Source organism: Streptomyces sp. NPDC001292 (assembly GCF_042896465.1).
In the GTDB taxonomy this organism is placed as follows: Bacteria; Actinomycetota; Actinomycetes; order Streptomycetales; family Streptomycetaceae; genus Streptomyces.
On the sequence record NZ_JBIAXG010000031.1, the window covers coordinates 53,933 to 71,838 of the forward strand.

A 17,906-nucleotide genomic window follows, 5' to 3' on the forward strand; every position below is an offset into this window, starting at 1 on the left:
ACACCCCGTGACTCGTCGAACGCCGACGTTCGACGATGCTACTCGCGGCCGACGCGTCGCTCCTCGTGCGCCGTGAGTTCTTCAGCGAGGATCGGTACGCCGATATTGCAGGCGTGGATGCCGAGCACGGTGGACAGCTTGAGCACCTCGAGGATCTCCTCCCGGGTCGCTCCGAGTTCCAATGCGGATCGTATGTGACGCCGGACCCCAGGGGAATACATGTGGGTGCAGGCGGCGTCCACCGCAATGCACAGGAGTTCAACGACCTTCGGCTCGAGTACCCCGCTGTTCCAGGGCATCATTGCCGTCTTCATGAACTGCTCCGTCCACGCGGGATCCCATTCGTACAACTGATCCCACAGGGAATTCCAGCTGCCGTTCTCACGCATCTGGTCAACTGTCGGAGAACTCGCCATGGTACGCCCCTCTGCAAGATCTTTGACCGGTCAGGACTGACGACTCAGCTCTTGCCATCACCGATGGATTGTGGCCACCGGCCCAGCAGACCATCACAGCGTCTCCCGGGTGACGAAAGCAACAGTATTCCCGCGGGCGCGCCACATACTTGACCTCGGGAGACGGCTGATTTGACACTTGGGGACAGGCATTCGGCAACGGCGGTTTGGCGGGCCACCAGTGCCAGCCGAGCTTGTCCATGCCCTTCGCGGCGGCGAGGCCGTACTTGCCGATCGGCATCGGCGGCAGCGGGAACGTGTGCGACTCCGGGTACGCCGGGTCGCCGTCGAGTCCGGACGCGCCGATGTGGTGGGTGACCTCGTCGTAGAACGGCCGCAGGTCCTCGTACGTGAACGGCCCGTCATCCGCGACCCCGTCGAGAGTCCGGACCCGGAAGTCGGAGGGCAGAGCCCGCACCCACTGTCCTGAGGACAGGATGGCACTGCCACCCACACCGTTTCACGGACGGCAAGCCCGAGTGGGAGCTGACCCTCTCAGGGCATCGGCGCCTGCACGCCCTGCCCGCCGCCGCAGGACGGGCGGTATTCCCTGCCCCATTCGCCGACAGAGTCAGCCGACCACTCCCGCCAGCACCCGGTCCACCTGCTCAGGCGACAGTGCGTGCTCGACGGCCAGAATCCCGGCGCCGATCGCGGCCCCGTTCTGTCCCGTACGGCTCGGCTCGATGCGGAGCACATGCGTGGCCAGCGGGTGCGAGCGGCGATAGACCGCCTCGCGGACGCCGGCGAGCAGCTGCTCATGGACGGCGGCCAGGGCGCCACCCAGCACCACCGTCTCGGGGTTGAAGAAGTTGACGAGACCCGCCAACACGTCGCCCACCGCGCGGCCGGCCTCACGCACCATGCGGATCGCGTCCCGGTTGCCCTTCCGGACCAGTCGTACGACATCCAGCCCCGACGCCGCCTCCAGCCCCAGGGCCGAGAGCCTCCGAGCAAGAGCCACCCCGCCCGCGATGGCCTCCAGGCAGCCGGAGTTGCCGCAGCGGCACAGTTCCTCGCGCTCGCCGACCCGGATATGTCCGATGTCCCCGGCGGACCCCTGGGCACCGCGGTGCAGCCGGCCATCGGTGACGATCCCGCAGCCGATGCCTGTGCCGACCTTGATGTAGAGCATGTAGCGGGTGCTGGAGAAGGCTCGGCGCTGCTCGGCCAGGGCCATGACGTTCACGTCGTTGTCCACCAGTGCTCGCACCCCGAAGTGCTCGTCGAAGAAGTCGGGAATCGGGTACTGGTGCCAGCCGGGCATGATCGGCGGATCTACAGGCCGACCGGTGGAGAAATCCACCGGTCCCGGCACCCCCACGCCGATGGATCGAAGCGTCCGCGGGCTACGGCCGGCGTCCTTCAGGAGGGTGTGCAGCGCGCGCTCGACATGACGGAGCACCGCCTGCGGTCCGTCCGCGATCATCAGCGGATCCTCCTGGGCGGTCAGCAGCGTGCCGCCGATGTCCAGCAGCGCCACTCGGCAGTGGGAGGCTCCGAGGTCGACGCCCGCCACGGTGTGCTCGCGCGTGCGCAGGACGAGTCGGCGCGGCGGGCGGCCGCCAGTCGAGCCGCCGTCCGCTTCCTCGTCGACGAAGCCGTGCGCCATCAGGGCGTCCACCCGCTGGGTGACTGTGGACCGGGCGAGCCCGGTGATCCGCGCGATGTCGGCGCGCGTCGTTGCGGCACCCGAACTGATCAGCGAGAGCACCTCGCCAAGGGATTGCCCTGCGACCTTGCGGCCTGGCGTCGGCATAGCAGCAACACTAGGGGCGACTTCGTCCGACAACAAGCCTGTGTTCGTACGGCACTTGATGTCAGCCATTCATCAACTCTCCTTACATATTGCCACTTTGACCCTTGACAAGACAAAGCACGACCGAGACATTGCCAAACATGCTGACGATGCGTCGCGTATCGAAGAGCTTTCTCGGAGTCCGGGTGCTGCACGAGGTCTCCCTCGACCTCGAACCCGGCGAAGTCCACGCACTCGTGGGTGAGAACGGCGCGGGCAAGTCCACCCTGATGAAGATTCTCGCGGGAGAGTACACCCCGGACGAGGGCACCATCGTCCTCGATGGCGCCGAGCGCTCCTTCAGCCACCCGGCCCAGGCCCAGGCCGCCGGGATTGGGCTGGTCCACCAGGAGTTCGCGCTGCTGCCGCACCGTACCGTCGCCGAGAACGTTTTCTTGGGCCGCGAGCCGATGCGCCGCGGCTTCGTCGACCGCCGCGTCATGGAGCGGCGTACCGCGGAACTGCTGGCCGAGCTGGACGAGACCGGGATCGGCCCGCGCACGCTGGTGAAGGACCTGTCGGTGGCCCGCCAGCAGACAGTCGAGATCGTCAAGGCTCTGGCCGCCTCCGATGTCCGGGTCCTGGTGATGGACGAGCCGACAGCGCCGCTCGCCGATCACGAGGTCGAGCTGTTGTACGGGCTGGTCCGCCGCCTCGCCGCGCGCGGCATCGGCATCCTCTACATCTCGCACCGGCTGCGCGAGGTCTTCGACTTGTCACGGCGTATCACGGTCCTCAAGGACGGGCGCAAGGTCGCCACGCTGAACACCGACGAGACCAACGCCGACGACGTCGTCCGCGCCATGGTCGGTCGCGAGCTCGGCTCGTACTACCCACCGCGCGCCCGCCCCGAGGAGCTCGGCGATCCCCGCCTCACCGTCACCGGCGGCAGCAACGACAGGTTGCACGGGATCGATCTGACCCTGCGCGCCGGCGAGGTCGTCGGCATCGCCGGGCTGCAGGGCTCCGGCCGCACCTCTTTGGCCCGGGCTCTCTTCGGCGCCGCGCCGTTCACCAACGGCCAGATGACCGTGGGCGGCCGGCCGCTTCGCCCCACGAGCCCGCGCGAGGCCATCCGCGGCGGCCTCGCCCTTGTCACCGAGGACCGCAAGACGGAGGGTCTGTCCCTGCGCCAGTCCGTGCGCGACAACGCCCTGCTCGTCACCCGCGCCGTGCCCGGGCGCGGGTTGCGCGAAGTCAGCCGCCTGCTCGAACGGGTCCGGCTGCGCGCCCGGGACGAGAACCAGGAGGCCCAGTACCTCTCCGGCGGCAACCAGCAAAAACTCGTCATCGCCAAATGGCTCGCCGCTCGTCCCCAGGTACTGATCTTCGACGAGCCCACGCGCGGCGTTGACGTCGGCGCCAAGGCGGCGATCCACACGCTCGTACGCGAACTCGCCCGCGAGGGAATGGCGGTGCTCATCGTCTCCTCCGAGCTGCCGGAGCTGATCGGAATGAGCGACCGGATCCTCGTCATGGCCGAGGGCACCATGACGGGCGAACTCCCCGCAGGAGCGCCGGAAGAGGAGATCATGCTCCTGGCGACGTGCGACCTCACCGCCGCAACCGGCGAGGAGAGCGCCGCATGACCGCCGTGAAGACCGAAACCGCCCCGTCACCCCGGCGGCTGCCCCATGCGGGCCCGATCAAGCTGAACGATCCCGTCGCCGGCGTCTGGCTCGCTGCCGCCGCCCTCACCGTGCTCGGCTGGATCATCGTCACCGCAAGCGGTGAGGACTTCCTCACCCGCGCCACCATCACCGGCATCCTGCAGAACGGCGTGGCCCTCGGTCTCGTGGCTGTAGGCCAGTCCGCGGTGATCCTCACCGGCTCGCTCGATCTGTCTGTCGCGTATGTGATCAGCATCGGCACGCTCGTCGCCGCCGAGACGATGGAGAACGGCAGCGTCCTCGCCGCGGTCCTCGCCGTGCTGGCGCTCTCCGCCGGAGTCGGCCTCGCCAACGGCCTGATCGTGACCGGTCTGAAGGTCAACGCCTTCATCGCCACCCTCGGCGTCGGCTTCATCCTGCGCGGCTACATCGAGGACAACTACACCGGGCCGACAGGCAAGGTCCCCGCCTCCTTCCAGCACCTCGGCTACGACCGGATCGGCCCCGTCCCCGTCTCGCTCTTTCTCCTCACCGCGGTGGCCGCGGCAGTCTGGCTGATCACCAAGCGCACTCGGCTCGGCCATCACATGTACGCCACCGGCGGTGACGAGCACGCCGCCCGGTCATCGGGGATACGCACCCGCCGCACCATCGTCTCCGCGCATGTCCTGTGCTCGCTCTGCGTCGGCGCCGCGGCCCTGTTCCTGGCCTCCCGGCTCGGCGCCGGCGCCCCCTGGGCAGGCACCGAGGCTCGCTACGACCTCGAGTCCATCGCCGCTGTCGTGCTCGGCGGCACCGCGCTCGCCGGCGGTCGCGGCGGGGTCGCGGGCACCCTCGGCGGCGTCCTCTTCCTGTCCGTCCTGGACAGCATCTTCAATGAGCTCTCCGTCGACCCCTTCTTCAAGAACGTCGTCCGGGGCGTCGTCATCATCGCCGCGGTCGCCCTGTATGCGCGTCGCAGCACAAGGAGGCAGCCCGCATGACCACGGCCGCAGCCCCGCGCGCTGCGGGCAGGCGTTTCATCGCCTCCCTCGGCACCGGCGCCCCCGTCTACGTCCTGCTGATCCTGCTTCTGGCCGGCCTGGCCGTCTCCGATCCGAACTTCTACGAGCCCGACCGTTTCCTCGCGTTCGTCAAGCGTGCCGCGCCCCTGGTGATCCTTGCCGCCGGCCAGTATCTGGTCATCGTCTGTGGCGAGTTCGACCTGTCGGTCGGCGCCATCGTCACCGCGGGCGTTGTCGCCGCCGCCGAGTTCTACAGCTCGCACCCCGGCGCCCCCTGGCTGCTGGTGACCGGCGGACTGCTGCTCGCCGGTGCGGTGGTGGGACTGGTCAACGGGCTGATCACGACGGCCCTACGCGTCCCCTCGTTCATCACCACCCTCGGCATGATGCTCATTCTCGAGGGCGCGGTCTTCTTCGGGACCGGCGGCTCCCCGCATGGCTCGCTGCCGCAGAGCTTCCGAGAGTTCGGCCGCGGCACCGCCGGTGGCTGGCTGCCCTGGGCGGTGCTCGCCTGCCTCGCCGCGGGCGCGGGCGCGGTCTGGCTGATGCGCTCCGACTTCGGCCACACCCTCATCGCCTCCGGTGACAGCGAACGCGCTGCGGCGCTCGCGGGCGTGCGCGTCGCCCGCGTCCGTACCCTCGCTTTTGTCCTGTCCGGCGCCGCGGCCGCCCTGGCCGGCATCCTCGTCGCGGGCTTCTCCGGGGTCTCGGCGCAGGCCGGCCGCGGCTACGAGTTCGAGGCCATCACCGCCGTCGTGCTCGGCGGGGTGGTCCTCGGCGGCGGCCGCGGCTCTGTCGTCGCCGCCATGGCCGGTGCTTTCTCCCTTCAGGCGCTCTTCGCGCTGCTCAACCTCAACGGCGTCTCCGGCGCCCTTGAGTCCACTGTCCAGGGATTCGTCGTCATCACCGCCGTCGGACTGGGAGCCGCTGGTTCATCCCCGTTGACCCGGCTTCGCCGCCGTCGCTCGCACCCCTTGAAAGGGGGAAGCTCATGAACCGTACGACCTGGATACGTCTCAGAAGGACGCTGGCCGGGCCCGCCGCAGCCTTTGTGGGCACCGTGCTGCTCGTCTCCTGTTCGACCGACACGCCTTCGGAGTCTGCGGGCCTCGGGCCCGGCTCGTCCGCCCCTGAACACGCGGACGACGGCAAGCAGTCGAAGTTTTTCGACCAGGCCGACTACGACCGCCAGATCGCCCTCTCGAAGGCCACCCCCGAAGGCCCGGCGGACAAACCCTGGGAGCAGATGCTCGAGCCGGAGATGACCGACACCACCCAGTACAAGAAGAAGGGCTCGGGCGGCATCCACCTCTGCTTCTCCAACGCAGGTGTCTTCAACCCATGGCGCCAGGTCGGGTTGAAGAACATGAAGGCCGAGGTCGCACTCCACAAGGAAATCGCCGACTTCACCGTCCTGGACGCGCAGGGCAAGGACGACAAGCAGATCTCCGATATCCAGGAACTCACCAGCAAGGGCTGCGACGCACTCCTCGTCTCCCCGAACACCACAGCCACCCTCACCACCGCGGTGAAGGAGGCCTGCAGCAAGATCCCGGTCATCGTCTTCGACCGCGGTGTCGAGACCGATTGTGCGGTGACCTTCATCAGCCCGGTCGGCGGCTATGCCTACGGCGCTGCCGCGGCCGACTTCCTGGTGGAAAAGGTCAAGCCCAGGGGCAAGATCGTCGCACTCAGGATCTCGCCTGGCGTGGACGTGCTCGAAACCCGCTGGTCCGCCGCGAAGATCGCCTTCGACAAGGCCGGCCTGGACGTGGTGGAGGTGAAGTTCACCGACGGCGACCCTTCCAAGACCAAGTCGATCGTGTCCGACGCCATCTCGCGGCACGGCTCCGTCGACGGCGTGTGGATGGACTCCGGCGCCACCTCGGTCGCCGCCGTCGAGGCCTTCGAGGACGCGGGCCAGGACGTACCGCCGATCACGGGCGAGGACCAGCAGGACTTCCTGCAGGCGTGGAAAGACAAGAATCTCACCGCCATCGCCCCGACGTACCCGACCTTCCAGTGGCGCACCCCAGTGATCGCCGCCCTGCGTATCCTGACGGGCCAGCAGGTACCCAAGGAGTGGAAGCTCCCTCAGCCGACGGTCACTCAGAACAACCTCGACGACTACCTCCAGCCCGGCATGCCGCCCCTGCACTACGCGATGTGCGGCTGCAAGAACCTGCCCGGCTTCCCGAAGGACTGGGGAGGGAAGGGATGAGCTTCTCCCCCGCGCTGGGCGCCAATCCCTGGATCTGGCACTCGCCGGTCAAGGAGAAGGCTCTGGCGGAGGTACTGCCACGGCTGGCCGACTGGGGGTTCGACTGCGCGGAGCTGCCCCTGGAACAGCCCGGTGACTGGCGGCCGGCAGGTGTCGCCGAGCTCCTCGAATCGTCCGGGCTGCACGCCGCCGCCGTCATCGCCGTGATGCCGCCGGAGCGCGATCTCGTGCGGGCCAAGGCGGCAGCGATCCGCAGCACCCAGGACTATCTCCGCCAGTGCGTGGACGCGGCGCACGCGCTCGGCTCGCCCGTCGTGGCCGGCCCCGTCTACTCCGCCGTGGGCCGTACCTGGCTGATGGACCGCGCCGGGCGGTCGGCAGCATACGAGGAGTGGCGGGAGCATCTGGCCCCGGTCGTCGAACATGCCGCGGCGGCGGGCGTGCGGATCGGGGTCGAGCCGCTCAACCGTTACGAGACCAGCCTGCTCAACACGGTGGGCCAGACGCTCGAGGCTCTGGAGGGCCTGCCCGAGGAGGTCATCGGCATCGCCCTCGACACCTACCACCAGAACATCGAGGAGCCTTCACTGCCGGCCGCGGTGCGTGAGGCCGCGGGCCGCGTCGTGCACGTCCAGGTGTGCGCCAACGACCGTGGCACCCCGGGTGCCGACCACCTGGACTGGCAAGGCTTCCTCACCGCGCTGCACGAGACCGGCTACGAGGGTGCGCTGTGCATCGAGTCCTTCACCGCCCACAACGCCACCATCGCCGTCGCCGCCTCCGTCTGGCGCTCGCTCGCCCCCACCCAGGACGCGATCGCCACCGAGGGCCTGGCCTTCCTGCGCCGAGCGCTGGCGACGGACGCCGCCTGACCGCAGACCCCACACACACAACGCCCCCCACAACGCCCCGCAACACCGCACGCCACAAGGAGAGGAACAGCCATGAGATGTCATGCCCACGGCAAACGCAATGCCGTGCTCGCGTTACTGACCGCGCTGCTGCTCGCGCTCACCGCCCTACCGGCCGCTGCGGCCGAGAAGGCGCCCGCCTTTCGGGCGCTGCTGTTCACCAAAGCCGTCGGCTACGTCCACGGCTCCATCCCCGCAGGCATCGCGATGGTGAAGGAAGAGGCGGCGAAGCACAACTTCGAGGTCGTCCAGACCGCGGACTCCTCCGTCTTCGCCGACGACAAGTTGGCGGGCTTCGACGTCATCATCATGCTGCAGAACTCCGGCATGGTCTGGGACACCGCGGCCCAGCGTGAGGCCATGCAGAACTACGTGCACCGCGGCGGCGGTGTCGTCGCCATCCACAACACCCTCGACATGGGCATCGAGGACGAGTTCCCCTGGTGGGACGACGTCATCAACGGCGGCGCCCATATGCCCGCCCACTCGCCGGGTGTGCTGAAGGGCACAGCCAAGGTGGCCGACCGCGTTCACCCGTCGACGAAGTCCCTGCCGGAGCGCTGGGAGCGGCCGGAGGAGTGGTACAACTTCGACGCCAACCCCCGCGGCGACGTCCACGTCCTGGTCACGGCGGACGAGACGACGTACAACCCGGGCGGCGCCGCCATGGGCTACGACCACCCCATCTCCTGGTGCCGCAAAGCCGAGGGCGGCAAGGTGTGGGCCACCGCCATGGGCCACGACAGCGCCTCCTACAGCGAACCGGGGTTCCGCGACCACGTCATCGGTGGTGTGAAATGGGCGGCGGGCGCTGAGCCCGGAGACTGCGGCGGCACGGTCTGGGGCGGCTACGAGAAGGTCACCTTGGACGACAACACCGCCGATCCCATGGAGCTCGACGTGGCCGCGGACGGCCGGGTCTTCTACATCCAACGGGCCGGTGAGGTGAAGATCTACGACCCGGCCTCGCACTCCACCACCACCGCGGGCAAGCTCGACGTCTACACCGGTGGCGAGGACGGCCTGGTCGGCATGGAGCTCGACCCGGCCTTCAAGGACAACCACTGGATCTATCTCTACTACTCGCCGGCCGGCAGCGCGGAGGACGTCAACCGGCTCTCGCGCTTCACCGTCAAGGACAACACCCTCGACCCGGCGAGCGAGAAGAAGCTGCTGGACGTCCCGGCCTACCGGGACCGTACCTTCCCCGAGCCCGGCCACACGGGCGGCGCTGTCGAGTTCGGCCCGGACCGCACCCTGTATCTGGGCACGGGCGACGACGTCCCGCCCAATCTCGACCCCAACTGGCAGGGCTACGCGCCGCTCGACTGGCGCAAGGGCAAGCAGATGCTGGACTCGGCCAGGACCGCGGGCAACACGAACGACCTGCGCGGCAAGATCCTCCGCATCAAGCCGACCGACTCCGGCGGCTACGTCATCCCGAAGGGCAATCTCTTCGACAAGGGCACGCCGAAGACCCGTCCGGAGATCTACGCGATGGGCTTCCGCAACCCGTTCCGCTTCACCGTCGATCCGAAGACGGGCTACGTGCATGTTTCCGACTACGGCCCGGACCGCGGCCTGCCGACCACCGACCGCGGGCCGGAGGGCCTGGTCGAGTACAACGTCATCAAACAGCCCGGCAACTACGGTTGGCCGTTCTGCCACGGCGACAACCAGCCGTACGCCCCCTTCGACCCGGACACCGGCGAGATCGGGCCCAAGTTCGACTGCGACAAGCCGGTGAACCCCTCGCCGAACAACACCGGGCTGACGGAGCTCCCCAAGGCCCAGCTGCCGGAGATCTGGTACGGCTACGGCACCTCTCCGACGTTCCCGGAGATGAGGAGCGGCGGCTCCGCCCCCATGAGCGGCCCCGTCTACCACTACGACCCGAAGAACCGGTCGAAGACGAAGTTCCCCGCCTATTTCGAGGGTGCGAGCTTCTTCTACGAGTGGTCCCGCAACTATGTGAAGGAGATCCGCTTCGACAAGGACGAGAAGCTTCTGAAGATCAACGACTTCCTGTCCTCGGTGAAGTTCAACAAGCCGATGGACATGACCTTCGGCCCCGACGGCTCACTGTACGTCCTGGAGTGGGGCAGCTCCTTCGGCGGCGGCAACAACGACTCGGGCCTGTACCGGATCGACTACGCGCAGGGCCAACGCCTCCCGGTGGTCAAGGCCAAGGCCTCGGCGACCAACGGACCAGTGCCGTTGAAGGTGGACTTCTCCAGCGAGGGGACTTATGACCCGGATGGCGATTCCCTGACGTATGCCTGGGACTTCGACGGGAACGGCACCTGGGACTCGAGCGAGGCCGGTCCGAGCCACACCTATGAGAGCAAGGGCAACTTCACGGCCCAGCTGAAGGTCACCGACTCCTCGGGCAAGGCGGCCTTCGCCAATATCCCGATCGCGGCGGGCAACACGGCGCCGAAGGTCACCATCGACATCCCGGTCAACGGCAAGTTGATCAACTTCGGCGACGAGATCCCGTACAAGATCACGGTCACGGACCCGGAGGACGGCACCATCGACTGCTCCAGGGTCACCATCAATCCGGCCCTCGGCCATGACGACCACGAGCACCCGACCACGGACATCGCCGGCTGCGAGGGAACGATCGACACCGGCGATCTGGGCGGCCATCCAGAGGGGGCGAATCTGACGTATGTCCTCAACGCCAAGTACACGGACCGCGGAGGCGACGGCGTCAGCGCGCTGACCGGGTACGGACGGGCGGTGCTTCAGCCGAAGCACAAGCAGGCGGAGTACTACAACGCCCAGTCCGGGACCAGGATCATCTCCCAGTCCGGGGCCGAGAACGGCAAGCGGATCGGGGACATCAGCAACGGTGACTGGATCGCCTTCGAGCCGATGTCCGTCGAGGGAGTGAACCAGGTCAGCTACACACTGTCCTCCCCGTACGGGGTCGGCGCGATCGAGCTGCGCGCGGACGCCCCTGACGGGCCGCTGCTGGCGACGACACCGGTGCCGAACACCGGAGGCTGGGACAACTACCAGTCCACGGCGGCGGTCGCGGTGCAGGCGCTGCAAGGAACCCATCGGCTGTATCTGCGCTTCACGTCGCCCCAGAACAACTCGTTCGACGTGGACGCGATTCAGTTCAGCAGTTCGTAGCTGTCGGCCCGGAGCCCACGTGACGCAGCGCACCGGCAAGGACCTGGTCGAGCTCATCGACCACCTTGCCGGTGTCCTGCGCTCCTTGTGCAAGCAAGGCACGCGGCTTGGGCGGATACCAGCGGGCAGAGGTCTCCTGTCCGCCGCCGCGCCACAACTTCACCTCACGCCCCGGATCCGCAGTGAGTCTCCGGCCTTCGACCTGCACCACCCTCACACCGTCCCAGGATTCGCGGGACCTCACACCGTCAAGCGGTGATTCTCCGCGCCCTACAAGTTGAGCCCTTGTGCAGGATGCCATAGCGGCTCCTGGCCTTCGTGGATGTACCGGCACGCACGAGGCCGACCAGCCAGGGTCAGTTGCGCGAGGTGGTTTCCCACACCCAGGGCAGCGCGAACCGCTCCATCAGCACCAATGCGAAGTAGAGCAATATGCTCATCAGCCCGATCAGGATGATCGCCGCCCAGGCGGTGGCGGCGTCGCCGACCCCGCTGGCCTGCACTATCAGATAGCCCAGCCCGCTCTCACCGGCCTGGAACTCGCCGATGACCGCGCCGATCGCGGCGAGTGGCATGGCCACCTTCAGCCCGACGAAGATCTGCGGCAGCGCGGCGGGCAGCCGTACCTTCCGGAACGCCTGCCAGCGCGAGGCGTCCAGCGAGCGCGCCAGCTCGGCCAGGTCCGCCGGGGTCGACGTGAGGCCGGTCGCGGTGGAAAGCACGATCGGGAAGAAGCAGAGTAGAAAGACCATGGTCAGGACCGGCTTTTGCCCCCAGCCGAGCGCCCCCACGAGCAGCGGCCCGAGCGCGATCTTCGGAACTGCGTTGACGGCGACCAGCAGCGGCGTGAACATCCGCTCCAGTAACAGCGAGCCGGCCAGTGAAAGCCCGATCAGAACTCCGCAGGCGGTGGAGAGCGCGAAGCCTGCAAGCGTCTCCACCGTGGTGTCGCCGGTGTGCTCCAGGAACCGGGCCGGGGCTGCTGTGAACGCCGAGAGCACGTCACTGGGCGGAGGTAGCACCGCCGGGTGGACCGCCCTCAGCACCGACGTGAGCAGCCACCACACGCCGAGGGCGACCAGCAGCCCGGCCGAGGGCAGCAGCACGGTGCCTGTACCCGTCCCGCGCTGTAGGCCGGATCGCGGCACCGGCACCGGCACCGGCTCCGGGCCCGCCGCTGAGGTCTGCTGCGGCGGCGAGAGTTCGGTCATCAATCCTCCTCGGGCCGCCCGCCTCCCCTTACCCTGGCCGCTCAGCGCGGAGTCGGGGCGGCAGTGTCGATGCTCCCCGCCGGTCGCCGACCGGGGAGCACACGTTCGGGCAACCCGTGTGATCAGGCTTTCGGTACGAGGTCGAAGTCGATGATCTGCTCGGGGGTCATGCCCTGCGGCAGCGCACCCGCGCCCTGCAGGATCGCGATGCTCTTCGCGACCCGCCCGGAGTCCAGCGTCCCGATCGCGGAGCCGGAACTGCCGGGCGCGACGTATGCGGCCATCAGGTCCAACTCGGCCGCCGCAGCAGCCGGATTCGTGGCGTCCACGTTCCGCTTCAGGATCTCGGCGGCCTCCTTCGAGTTGGCCAGGCTGTACTCCAGGCCCTTGAGCAGCGCGGCGGCGAACCGCTTCACCGTCTCCGGCTTCTGCTCGGCGATCTTCGTCGAGGTGATCAGTACGTTTCCGTAGAGATCGGGTATCACGTCGCTGTACGGCAGTAGGACGGCCTTCTTCTTGGTCACCGCCTCGATGGTCGGCTTGCCCACCACGAACTGGCCGATGCCGTCCACCGAGCCGCTGGCGAGCGTGCCCATCAGGGTCTGCGCGTCGCCGTTGACCCAGGTCACCTTGCCGACGTCCATCCCGGTCAGTCGGGCGTACGTCGGGAAGAGGTTGCGTACGACGGAGCCGGGTGTGTCGGCGAGACGCTTGCCCTCGAGGTCCTTGGGGGCGGCGATGCCCTTGCCCTCGGTGGTGGCGATCGCGGCCATGGTGCGCTGCTGGATGGCGGCCACCGCGACGAAGTCCTTCGCCTGGCCGCTGCCCATCTGCAGCAGACCGCCCGTCAGGTCGATCGGGCCGAACTGCGCCTGGCCGCCCACGACGGCCGCGATCACGCCGCCGGTTCCCTGGCCCGGCTTGATCTCCACGTCGAAGCCGGCTTCCTTGAAGAACCCCTTGTCCTTCGCGACCCACGCGTACGCGTCCCGGCCGAAGTTGCCGAACGAGGTCAGGTAGGTCACCTTCTCCAACGCCGTGCCGTCCCCACCGGCGGCCGTGTCGGAGTCAGATCCGCCGCACCCCGACACAAGCGCCAGCACCGTGGCCAGGGCCATCGCGGCGACCGTACGGGCGAGTCTGTTCATGTGCACCGTGTTGTCCTTTCCAACCGCTGACCTGCGCCGGCGGAGGGGTCGTCGAGACAGAACGGCGTAACGGAACCGCCGGGTACATGACACTTCGCGAGTGACAGCGTACGAGAACCCCGCCCGTGTGACAGCAGGTGGGAAGAATTTACCGACAGGACGACAGGTACCGCTGAGCCGCCTGGTCCGGCTAACCTGACCCGGGGTTACAAACCAGCCGGCATTGTTCATCGCCAGTGGATGGGGGCGACCGCCGGATGATCAGACTCACCGGTGTATCCCGGACCTTCACCAGCCGGTCCGGTTCTACGGTGGCGCTCCAGGGCGTCGACCTCCACATCGCCGAGGGCGAGTTCGTGGCGGTGGTGGGCCGGTCCGGGTGCGGCAAGTCCACACTGCTCCGGCTCATCGCCGGACTGCTGCCGGTCTCCGAGGGTGAGATCACCATCGGCGGCGAACGGGTCACCGGAGCCCGGCGGGACGTCGCCATGCTGTTCCAGCGGCCCGCCCTGCTGCCCTGGCGGTCCGTTCTCGACAACGTCCTGCTGCCTGTGGAGATCTTCGGCTGGCGCAAGGCCGAGCACCGAGTACGGGCGCACCGGCTGCTGGAGACGGCCGGCCTGGGCGGCTTCGAGAAGCACCGGCCGCACGAGCTCTCCGGCGGTATGCAGCAGCGTGTCTCGTTGTGCCGGTCGCTGATCGGCGAGCCCCGCGTGCTGCTCATGGACGAGCCGTTCTCCGCGCTCGACGCGCTCACCCGCGCGGAACTCGCGGCGGAGCTGCAGCGGCTCCACATGGAGAACTCCGCCACCATCGTGTTTGTCACCCACTCGATAGACGAGGCCGTGCTGCTCGCCGATCGTGTGGTGGTGCTCAGCCCGCGCCCGGGCCGGATCCGCAAGGTGGTCGACATCGGCATCCCCCGGCCGAGGACGCTGGGCCGTACCGCGCATCTCGGCGAAGTGGCCCGGTGCAGCGCCGACCTGCACGAACTGCTGATGGAACGGGACATGTCGGCGCCGGCCGGCGTGGAAGGGCGATGACCGTGCGGATCTGCGTGTTCACCGAGCCGCACCGCGGCGCCGACTACGACGATCAGCTGCGCTTCGTCAAGCTCGCCGAGGCCGGCGGGTTCGAGGGTTTCTTCCGGGCCGACCACTACCAGGCGATGGGCGCCGATCCCGGGCTGCCCGGCCCCACCGACGCGTGGCTGACCCTGGGTGCGCTCGCCCGGGAGACCTCTCGGATCCGGCTGGGCACCCTGGTCACCTCGGCCACCTTCCGGCTGCCCGGCCCGCTGGCCGTGATGGTGGCACAGGTCGACCGGATGAGCGGCGGGCGCGTAGAGCTGGGCATCGGCGCCGGCTGGTACGAACGGGAGCACACCTCCTACGGCATTCCGTTCCCGGCCACCGGGGAGCGCTTCGACCGGCTGGAGGAGCAGTTGGCCGTAATAACTGGCCTGTGGCGGACACCGGTCGGCGAGAGTTTCAGCTACCGCGGCGACCACTACCGGCTGATCGACGCGCCCGCTCTGCCGAAACCGGTGCAGGTGCCGGGGCCGCCGATCATCGTCGGGGGCCGCGGCCCCAAGCGCACCCCGGCGCTGGCCGCCCGGTACGCCGACGAGTTCAACATGCCCTTCAAGTCGGTGGCGGAGACGGCGCAGGCGTACCAGCGGGTGGCCGAGGCGTGCGACCGGACCGGTCGGGCCGACACCGGTCGGCCACCGCTGGTGCTCTCGGCCGGTGTCGTGGTCGCGATCGGCCGTACCGACGCGGAGGCGCAGCGGCGCGCCGCCCCGCTGCACGTCAAGAGCGCGCTGCCGCCGGAGGATCCGGTGGTCGGCTCCCCCGCCCAGCTCGTCGAGCGGCTCGGCGAGTTCGCCGCGATCGGCGCGAGCCGGCTCCATCTGCGACTGACCGACTTCACTGACCTCGACCACCTGGAACTCATCGCGAGTGAGGTGCTCCCGCAGCTGGAGGGCGTGAAGGCCGGGGCACCCCGCGCTTGCCGAGACCCTCATCCCCCAGGCGAAGAGCGGATCGCCAGCCTCTGCGTTTCACCATCGGGCCCCGGCGCGCCAGCCGGATCCGCGATGAGCTCTTGACCCGGCGGTTCAATCCCCCGTCGGCCGTTTGAACCGCCCACTCCAGCCGATCCGTCCCTGCCAGACCCGATCGGATCAGCACGGCTGAGCTAGGCCGATTCCTCAGGCAGGGGCGCGTGGGGGCAGCAACCCGGACCAGCGACCTCGCATGTCGCCCAGGCGCAGCGCCATGCCAGTGACTCCAGGTCAGTCGGACAGCCCCTGCCTAGGCTTTGATCCGTTGACCGATGCTGTCGATCAGGCCCAAGATGCTGCCGACTGGAAGAGCCGAACGCAACGGCCTCTCAGGGGCACCGGTCCCGGCCACCACCAAGCTGGCCTGGCCACCGCCCGCGCCTTCGCCCAATCCGGCGCCGCGGTCGCCCCGGCCCCGCGCGGCGTGCGAAGAGTGGCGCGGGGCCACTGAGCTCCGCCGTCCGGTCACAGCGGGCCTGCCCTTCCGGGCGGCCCGCTGTGACCGGACGGCTTACGATCAGTGCTTGCCCACCGGGTTCAGCACGATCGCCCCGGAGTCGTTCGCCGGGTTGCCCTCGTTCGGCATCGTGTACGCGAAGAACGCCCGGCCGGTGGCGTTCTTGATCACCTCGTCGACGCGGAGGCCGAAGGTGAAGGTACGGGAGGCGTCCTCCAGGATCGGCGTGTCGATGAAGCAGAGGTAGTCGCCCTCGGCGCCCTCCCAGCCGGGCCGGCAGTCCTCAGGGACCGCGGTGACCGTCGTACCCGGGGGGAGGTCGACCCAGAAGGAGATCGGTTCGCCGCCGGAGCGGAGCGCGGCCAGCCAGGCGGGGCCGCGGTTGGCGAAGCCGATGTCCACCGACACCGTGCTGCCCTCGCGGGCCCGCATCCGCTCACCGGTCAGATCGAGGTCGAAGGTGTTCGCCGTCGGGAGGTCCATCTCCGCGTAGCGGGTGTAATCGGCCGGGTCCGCGTCCGGCACGCGGACCAGCTCCAGCGCCGACCCGTCACCCGCCTGGTAGCCGCCTTCGGTCAGCAGCGCCCGCGCCTGCTCGGCAGGCACCGCGCTGAAGCTGTAGGACATCACGTCGTACAGCGCGAAACCAGCCGTCTCGATCGGGAAGGGCGCGCTCAGCCCGTATGCCGCCTCACCGGCGAACTCACTGTCGAAGATGCAGACCGCCGTGGAACTCCCGAGCACATCGTCGGGGTCACGCGGCTCGTACCAACAGTTGCTGAAGGTGCTGGGGAAGGACAGGCCCCGGCTGCCGGAGATCCGCAGCACGACGCCGTCGCCGCCCAGCCCGCCGACGTTGCGGAAGCCCAGCGGCGCCTGGAACGTGTCACCGGCCTGGAAGCCCTCGGGCTCGGTCAGCTGCTTCATCAGCAGCTCTGGGCCGCCCACCAGCACGTCCACCGTGTGCCCGGTGAAGGCCAGACCCTCGCCCGCGGCCGTGATCTCGATGGCGCCGAAGTCGCCCGCGGCGCTCTCGTCGGTCACATCGAGGCGGATGCCGCCGAGGTCGTTGAAGTCCTGGCCCGCGTAGATCTCGTAGTCGCTGCAGGTGGCGACGAGCCCGTCGACGGAGCACCCCTGCCACCCGCCGAGCTGGGAGAAGTCCACCGCGGCAACGCCGGCCAGGGAGCTCGCGTCCACGGTGACCGTGTATTCGCCGGTGTGGATCGGCCAGATGATGCCGTCCTCGTCCGGTACCGGCTCGCCGGGCGCCCGGAGTCCCAGCTCGATCTGAGGCTCACCCGGCTCACCGGCCTCCGGGTGCAGCGAGAGGTTCACGTTGTCGGGGCCAGTGATCGAGACCGGCAGCGGTTCCTCCTGGGCATGGGCAGGACTGGCCAGCGCCGTGCCGGCCAGCGCGGCCAGCACAAACGCGGAGATGGTACGCCGCACGGCGGCGAGAGGCGTCATGGGACCCCCGTAACTCGGACATCTGGCGCACCGGATCGGTGACGCATACTCATGACCAACGAACATCCCGGAAGGTTGCCCTGAAACGCGATGGGTCCACCCCGGCGGCGGGATGCCTCGCAACCGACGACGCAGGGCCCACCATGGCCCTCCACCTCCCCGGCCGGGAAACGACCGATGCCGCTGCCCGTGCTGCTGGCAGAGCCGCCAGGCGGTGCTGTGTCAGAGGGGTGACCCGCGGTCCGGTCGGAGGCTCGGACGGTACCGGCTCAGGCGCTGCGTGGGCCGCACCGACTCGGCGTCCGGGTACCTCCACTGCCTGCACCGGATCGAGCCCGCACAGAACGAGGAGGCTCGACGCGCCCGCCGATGCTCAGCCGGACCAGCCCTGGCAGAAGCAAAAGGCGCGCCG

Annotated in this window: 14 protein-coding genes; 8 read left to right on the forward strand and 6 right to left on the reverse strand. The window is 68.8% G+C overall.

The features are described from left to right. Positions 1-38: 38 nt before the first annotated feature. The 3 genes from ACFY4A_RS28245 to ACFY4A_RS28255 all read right to left on the reverse strand — a co-directional run bounded on the left by ACFY4A_RS28245 (position 39) and on the right by ACFY4A_RS28255 (position 2,214). Positions 39-389: a carboxymuconolactone decarboxylase family protein gene (locus ACFY4A_RS28245; protein ID WP_390832153.1), complete on the reverse strand. Its 351-nt coding sequence runs from the start codon at positions 387-389 to the stop codon at positions 39-41. A gap of 4 nt (positions 390-393) precedes the next feature. Then, complete coding sequence (locus ACFY4A_RS28250) at positions 394-873, reverse strand: hypothetical protein (RefSeq protein WP_390832154.1); 480 nt, start codon at positions 871-873, stop codon at positions 394-396. A gap of 153 nt (positions 874-1,026) precedes the next feature. Continuing rightward, a complete protein-coding gene (locus ACFY4A_RS28255) occupies positions 1,027-2,214 on the reverse strand; it encodes an ROK family protein (RefSeq protein WP_390832155.1) in 1,188 nt (395 codons plus the stop codon). A 140-nt stretch (positions 2,215-2,354) separates the two neighbouring features. Between ACFY4A_RS28255 and ACFY4A_RS28260 the strand changes: the two genes are divergently transcribed. The 6 genes from ACFY4A_RS28260 (at position 2,355) to ACFY4A_RS28285 (ending at position 11,143) form a co-directional block, all read left to right on the forward strand. Then, positions 2,355-3,842: a sugar ABC transporter ATP-binding protein gene (locus ACFY4A_RS28260; RefSeq protein WP_390832156.1), complete on the forward strand. Its 1,488-nt coding sequence runs from the start codon at positions 2,355-2,357 to the stop codon at positions 3,840-3,842. Further along, on the forward strand, positions 3,839-4,846 hold the full coding sequence (locus ACFY4A_RS28265; protein ID WP_390832157.1) for an ABC transporter permease: 1,008 nt from the start codon (positions 3,839-3,841) through the stop codon (positions 4,844-4,846). Before ACFY4A_RS28260 ends, ACFY4A_RS28265 begins: the two co-directional genes overlap by 4 nt. Next, entirely contained in the window at positions 4,843-5,862 is a 1,020-nt protein-coding gene (locus ACFY4A_RS28270; protein ID WP_390832158.1) for an ABC transporter permease, read from the forward strand. The genes ACFY4A_RS28265 and ACFY4A_RS28270 overlap by 4 nt, the downstream gene beginning before the upstream one ends. Further along, positions 5,859-7,088, forward strand: coding sequence for a substrate-binding domain-containing protein (locus ACFY4A_RS28275; protein WP_390832159.1), 1,230 nt, complete (start codon positions 5,859-5,861; stop codon positions 7,086-7,088). Before ACFY4A_RS28270 ends, ACFY4A_RS28275 begins: the two co-directional genes overlap by 4 nt. Continuing rightward, positions 7,085-7,960: a sugar phosphate isomerase/epimerase family protein gene (locus tag ACFY4A_RS28280; protein ID WP_390832160.1), complete on the forward strand. Its 876-nt coding sequence runs from the start codon at positions 7,085-7,087 to the stop codon at positions 7,958-7,960. Before ACFY4A_RS28275 ends, ACFY4A_RS28280 begins: the two co-directional genes overlap by 4 nt. 72 nt (positions 7,961-8,032) lie before the next feature. Continuing rightward, the gene (locus tag ACFY4A_RS28285; RefSeq protein WP_390832161.1) at positions 8,033-11,143 is read left to right on the forward strand and encodes a ThuA domain-containing protein; all 3,111 of its coding nucleotides are present in this window, start codon (positions 8,033-8,035) and stop codon (positions 11,141-11,143) included. A gap of 356 nt (positions 11,144-11,499) precedes the next feature. On the opposite strand, the gene ACFY4A_RS28290 is transcribed toward ACFY4A_RS28285, so the two are convergent. Together ACFY4A_RS28290 and ACFY4A_RS28295 are read right to left on the reverse strand one after the other, a co-directional pair. Then, complete coding sequence (locus ACFY4A_RS28290; RefSeq protein ID WP_390832162.1) at positions 11,500-12,249, reverse strand: ABC transporter permease; 750 nt, start codon at positions 12,247-12,249, stop codon at positions 11,500-11,502. 227 nt (positions 12,250-12,476) lie between these two features. Continuing rightward, positions 12,477-13,502 (reverse strand): ABC transporter substrate-binding protein, encoded by a 1,026-nt coding sequence (locus ACFY4A_RS28295; RefSeq protein ID WP_390832163.1) that lies wholly within the window; start codon positions 13,500-13,502, stop codon positions 12,477-12,479. A 257-nt stretch (positions 13,503-13,759) separates the two neighbouring features. On the opposite strand from ACFY4A_RS28295, the gene ACFY4A_RS28300 reads away from it, so the two are divergent. Both ACFY4A_RS28300 and ACFY4A_RS28305 read left to right on the forward strand, forming a co-directional pair. Next, positions 13,760-14,545 carry an ABC transporter ATP-binding protein gene (locus tag ACFY4A_RS28300; RefSeq protein WP_390832164.1) on the forward strand — a complete coding sequence of 262 codons (786 nt, stop codon included), beginning with the start codon at positions 13,760-13,762 and terminating at the stop codon, positions 14,543-14,545. Continuing rightward, the gene (locus tag ACFY4A_RS28305; protein WP_390832165.1) at positions 14,542-15,612 is read left to right on the forward strand and encodes an LLM class F420-dependent oxidoreductase; all 1,071 of its coding nucleotides are present in this window, start codon (positions 14,542-14,544) and stop codon (positions 15,610-15,612) included. The genes ACFY4A_RS28300 and ACFY4A_RS28305 overlap by 4 nt, the downstream gene beginning before the upstream one ends. A 472-nt stretch (positions 15,613-16,084) precedes the next feature. Here the strand turns inward: ACFY4A_RS28305 and ACFY4A_RS28310 are convergent, their stop codons facing one another. Next, positions 16,085-17,494 carry a hypothetical protein gene (locus tag ACFY4A_RS28310; protein ID WP_390832166.1) on the reverse strand — a complete coding sequence of 470 codons (1,410 nt, stop codon included), beginning with the start codon at positions 17,492-17,494 and terminating at the stop codon, positions 16,085-16,087. Between the last annotated feature and the right edge of the window lie 412 nt (positions 17,495-17,906).

Coding starts and splice junctions, on each gene's coding strand:
- ACFY4A_RS28245 (WP_390832153.1), bottom strand. CDS start 389: ATGCGTGAGAACGGCAGCTGGAATTCCCTGTGGGATCAGTTGTACGAA.
- ACFY4A_RS28255 (WP_390832155.1), bottom strand. CDS start 2,214: ATGCCGACGCCAGGCCGCAAGGTCGCAGGGCAATCCCTTGGCGAGGTG.
- ACFY4A_RS28260 (WP_390832156.1), top strand. CDS start 2,355: ATGCTGACGATGCGTCGCGTATCGAAGAGCTTTCTCGGAGTCCGGGTG.
- ACFY4A_RS28265 (WP_390832157.1), top strand. CDS start 3,839: ATGACCGCCGTGAAGACCGAAACCGCCCCGTCACCCCGGCGGCTGCCC.
- ACFY4A_RS28270 (WP_390832158.1), top strand. CDS start 4,843: ATGACCACGGCCGCAGCCCCGCGCGCTGCGGGCAGGCGTTTCATCGCC.
- ACFY4A_RS28275 (WP_390832159.1), top strand. CDS start 5,859: ATGAACCGTACGACCTGGATACGTCTCAGAAGGACGCTGGCCGGGCCC.
- ACFY4A_RS28280 (WP_390832160.1), top strand. CDS start 7,085: ATGAGCTTCTCCCCCGCGCTGGGCGCCAATCCCTGGATCTGGCACTCG.
- ACFY4A_RS28285 (WP_390832161.1), top strand. CDS start 8,033: ATGAGATGTCATGCCCACGGCAAACGCAATGCCGTGCTCGCGTTACTG.
- ACFY4A_RS28295 (WP_390832163.1), bottom strand. CDS start 13,502: ATGAACAGACTCGCCCGTACGGTCGCCGCGATGGCCCTGGCCACGGTG.
- ACFY4A_RS28300 (WP_390832164.1), top strand. CDS start 13,760: ATGATCAGACTCACCGGTGTATCCCGGACCTTCACCAGCCGGTCCGGT.
- ACFY4A_RS28305 (WP_390832165.1), top strand. CDS start 14,542: ATGACCGTGCGGATCTGCGTGTTCACCGAGCCGCACCGCGGCGCCGAC.
- ACFY4A_RS28310 (WP_390832166.1), bottom strand. CDS start 17,494: ATGACGCCTCTCGCCGCCGTGCGGCGTACCATCTCCGCGTTTGTGCTG.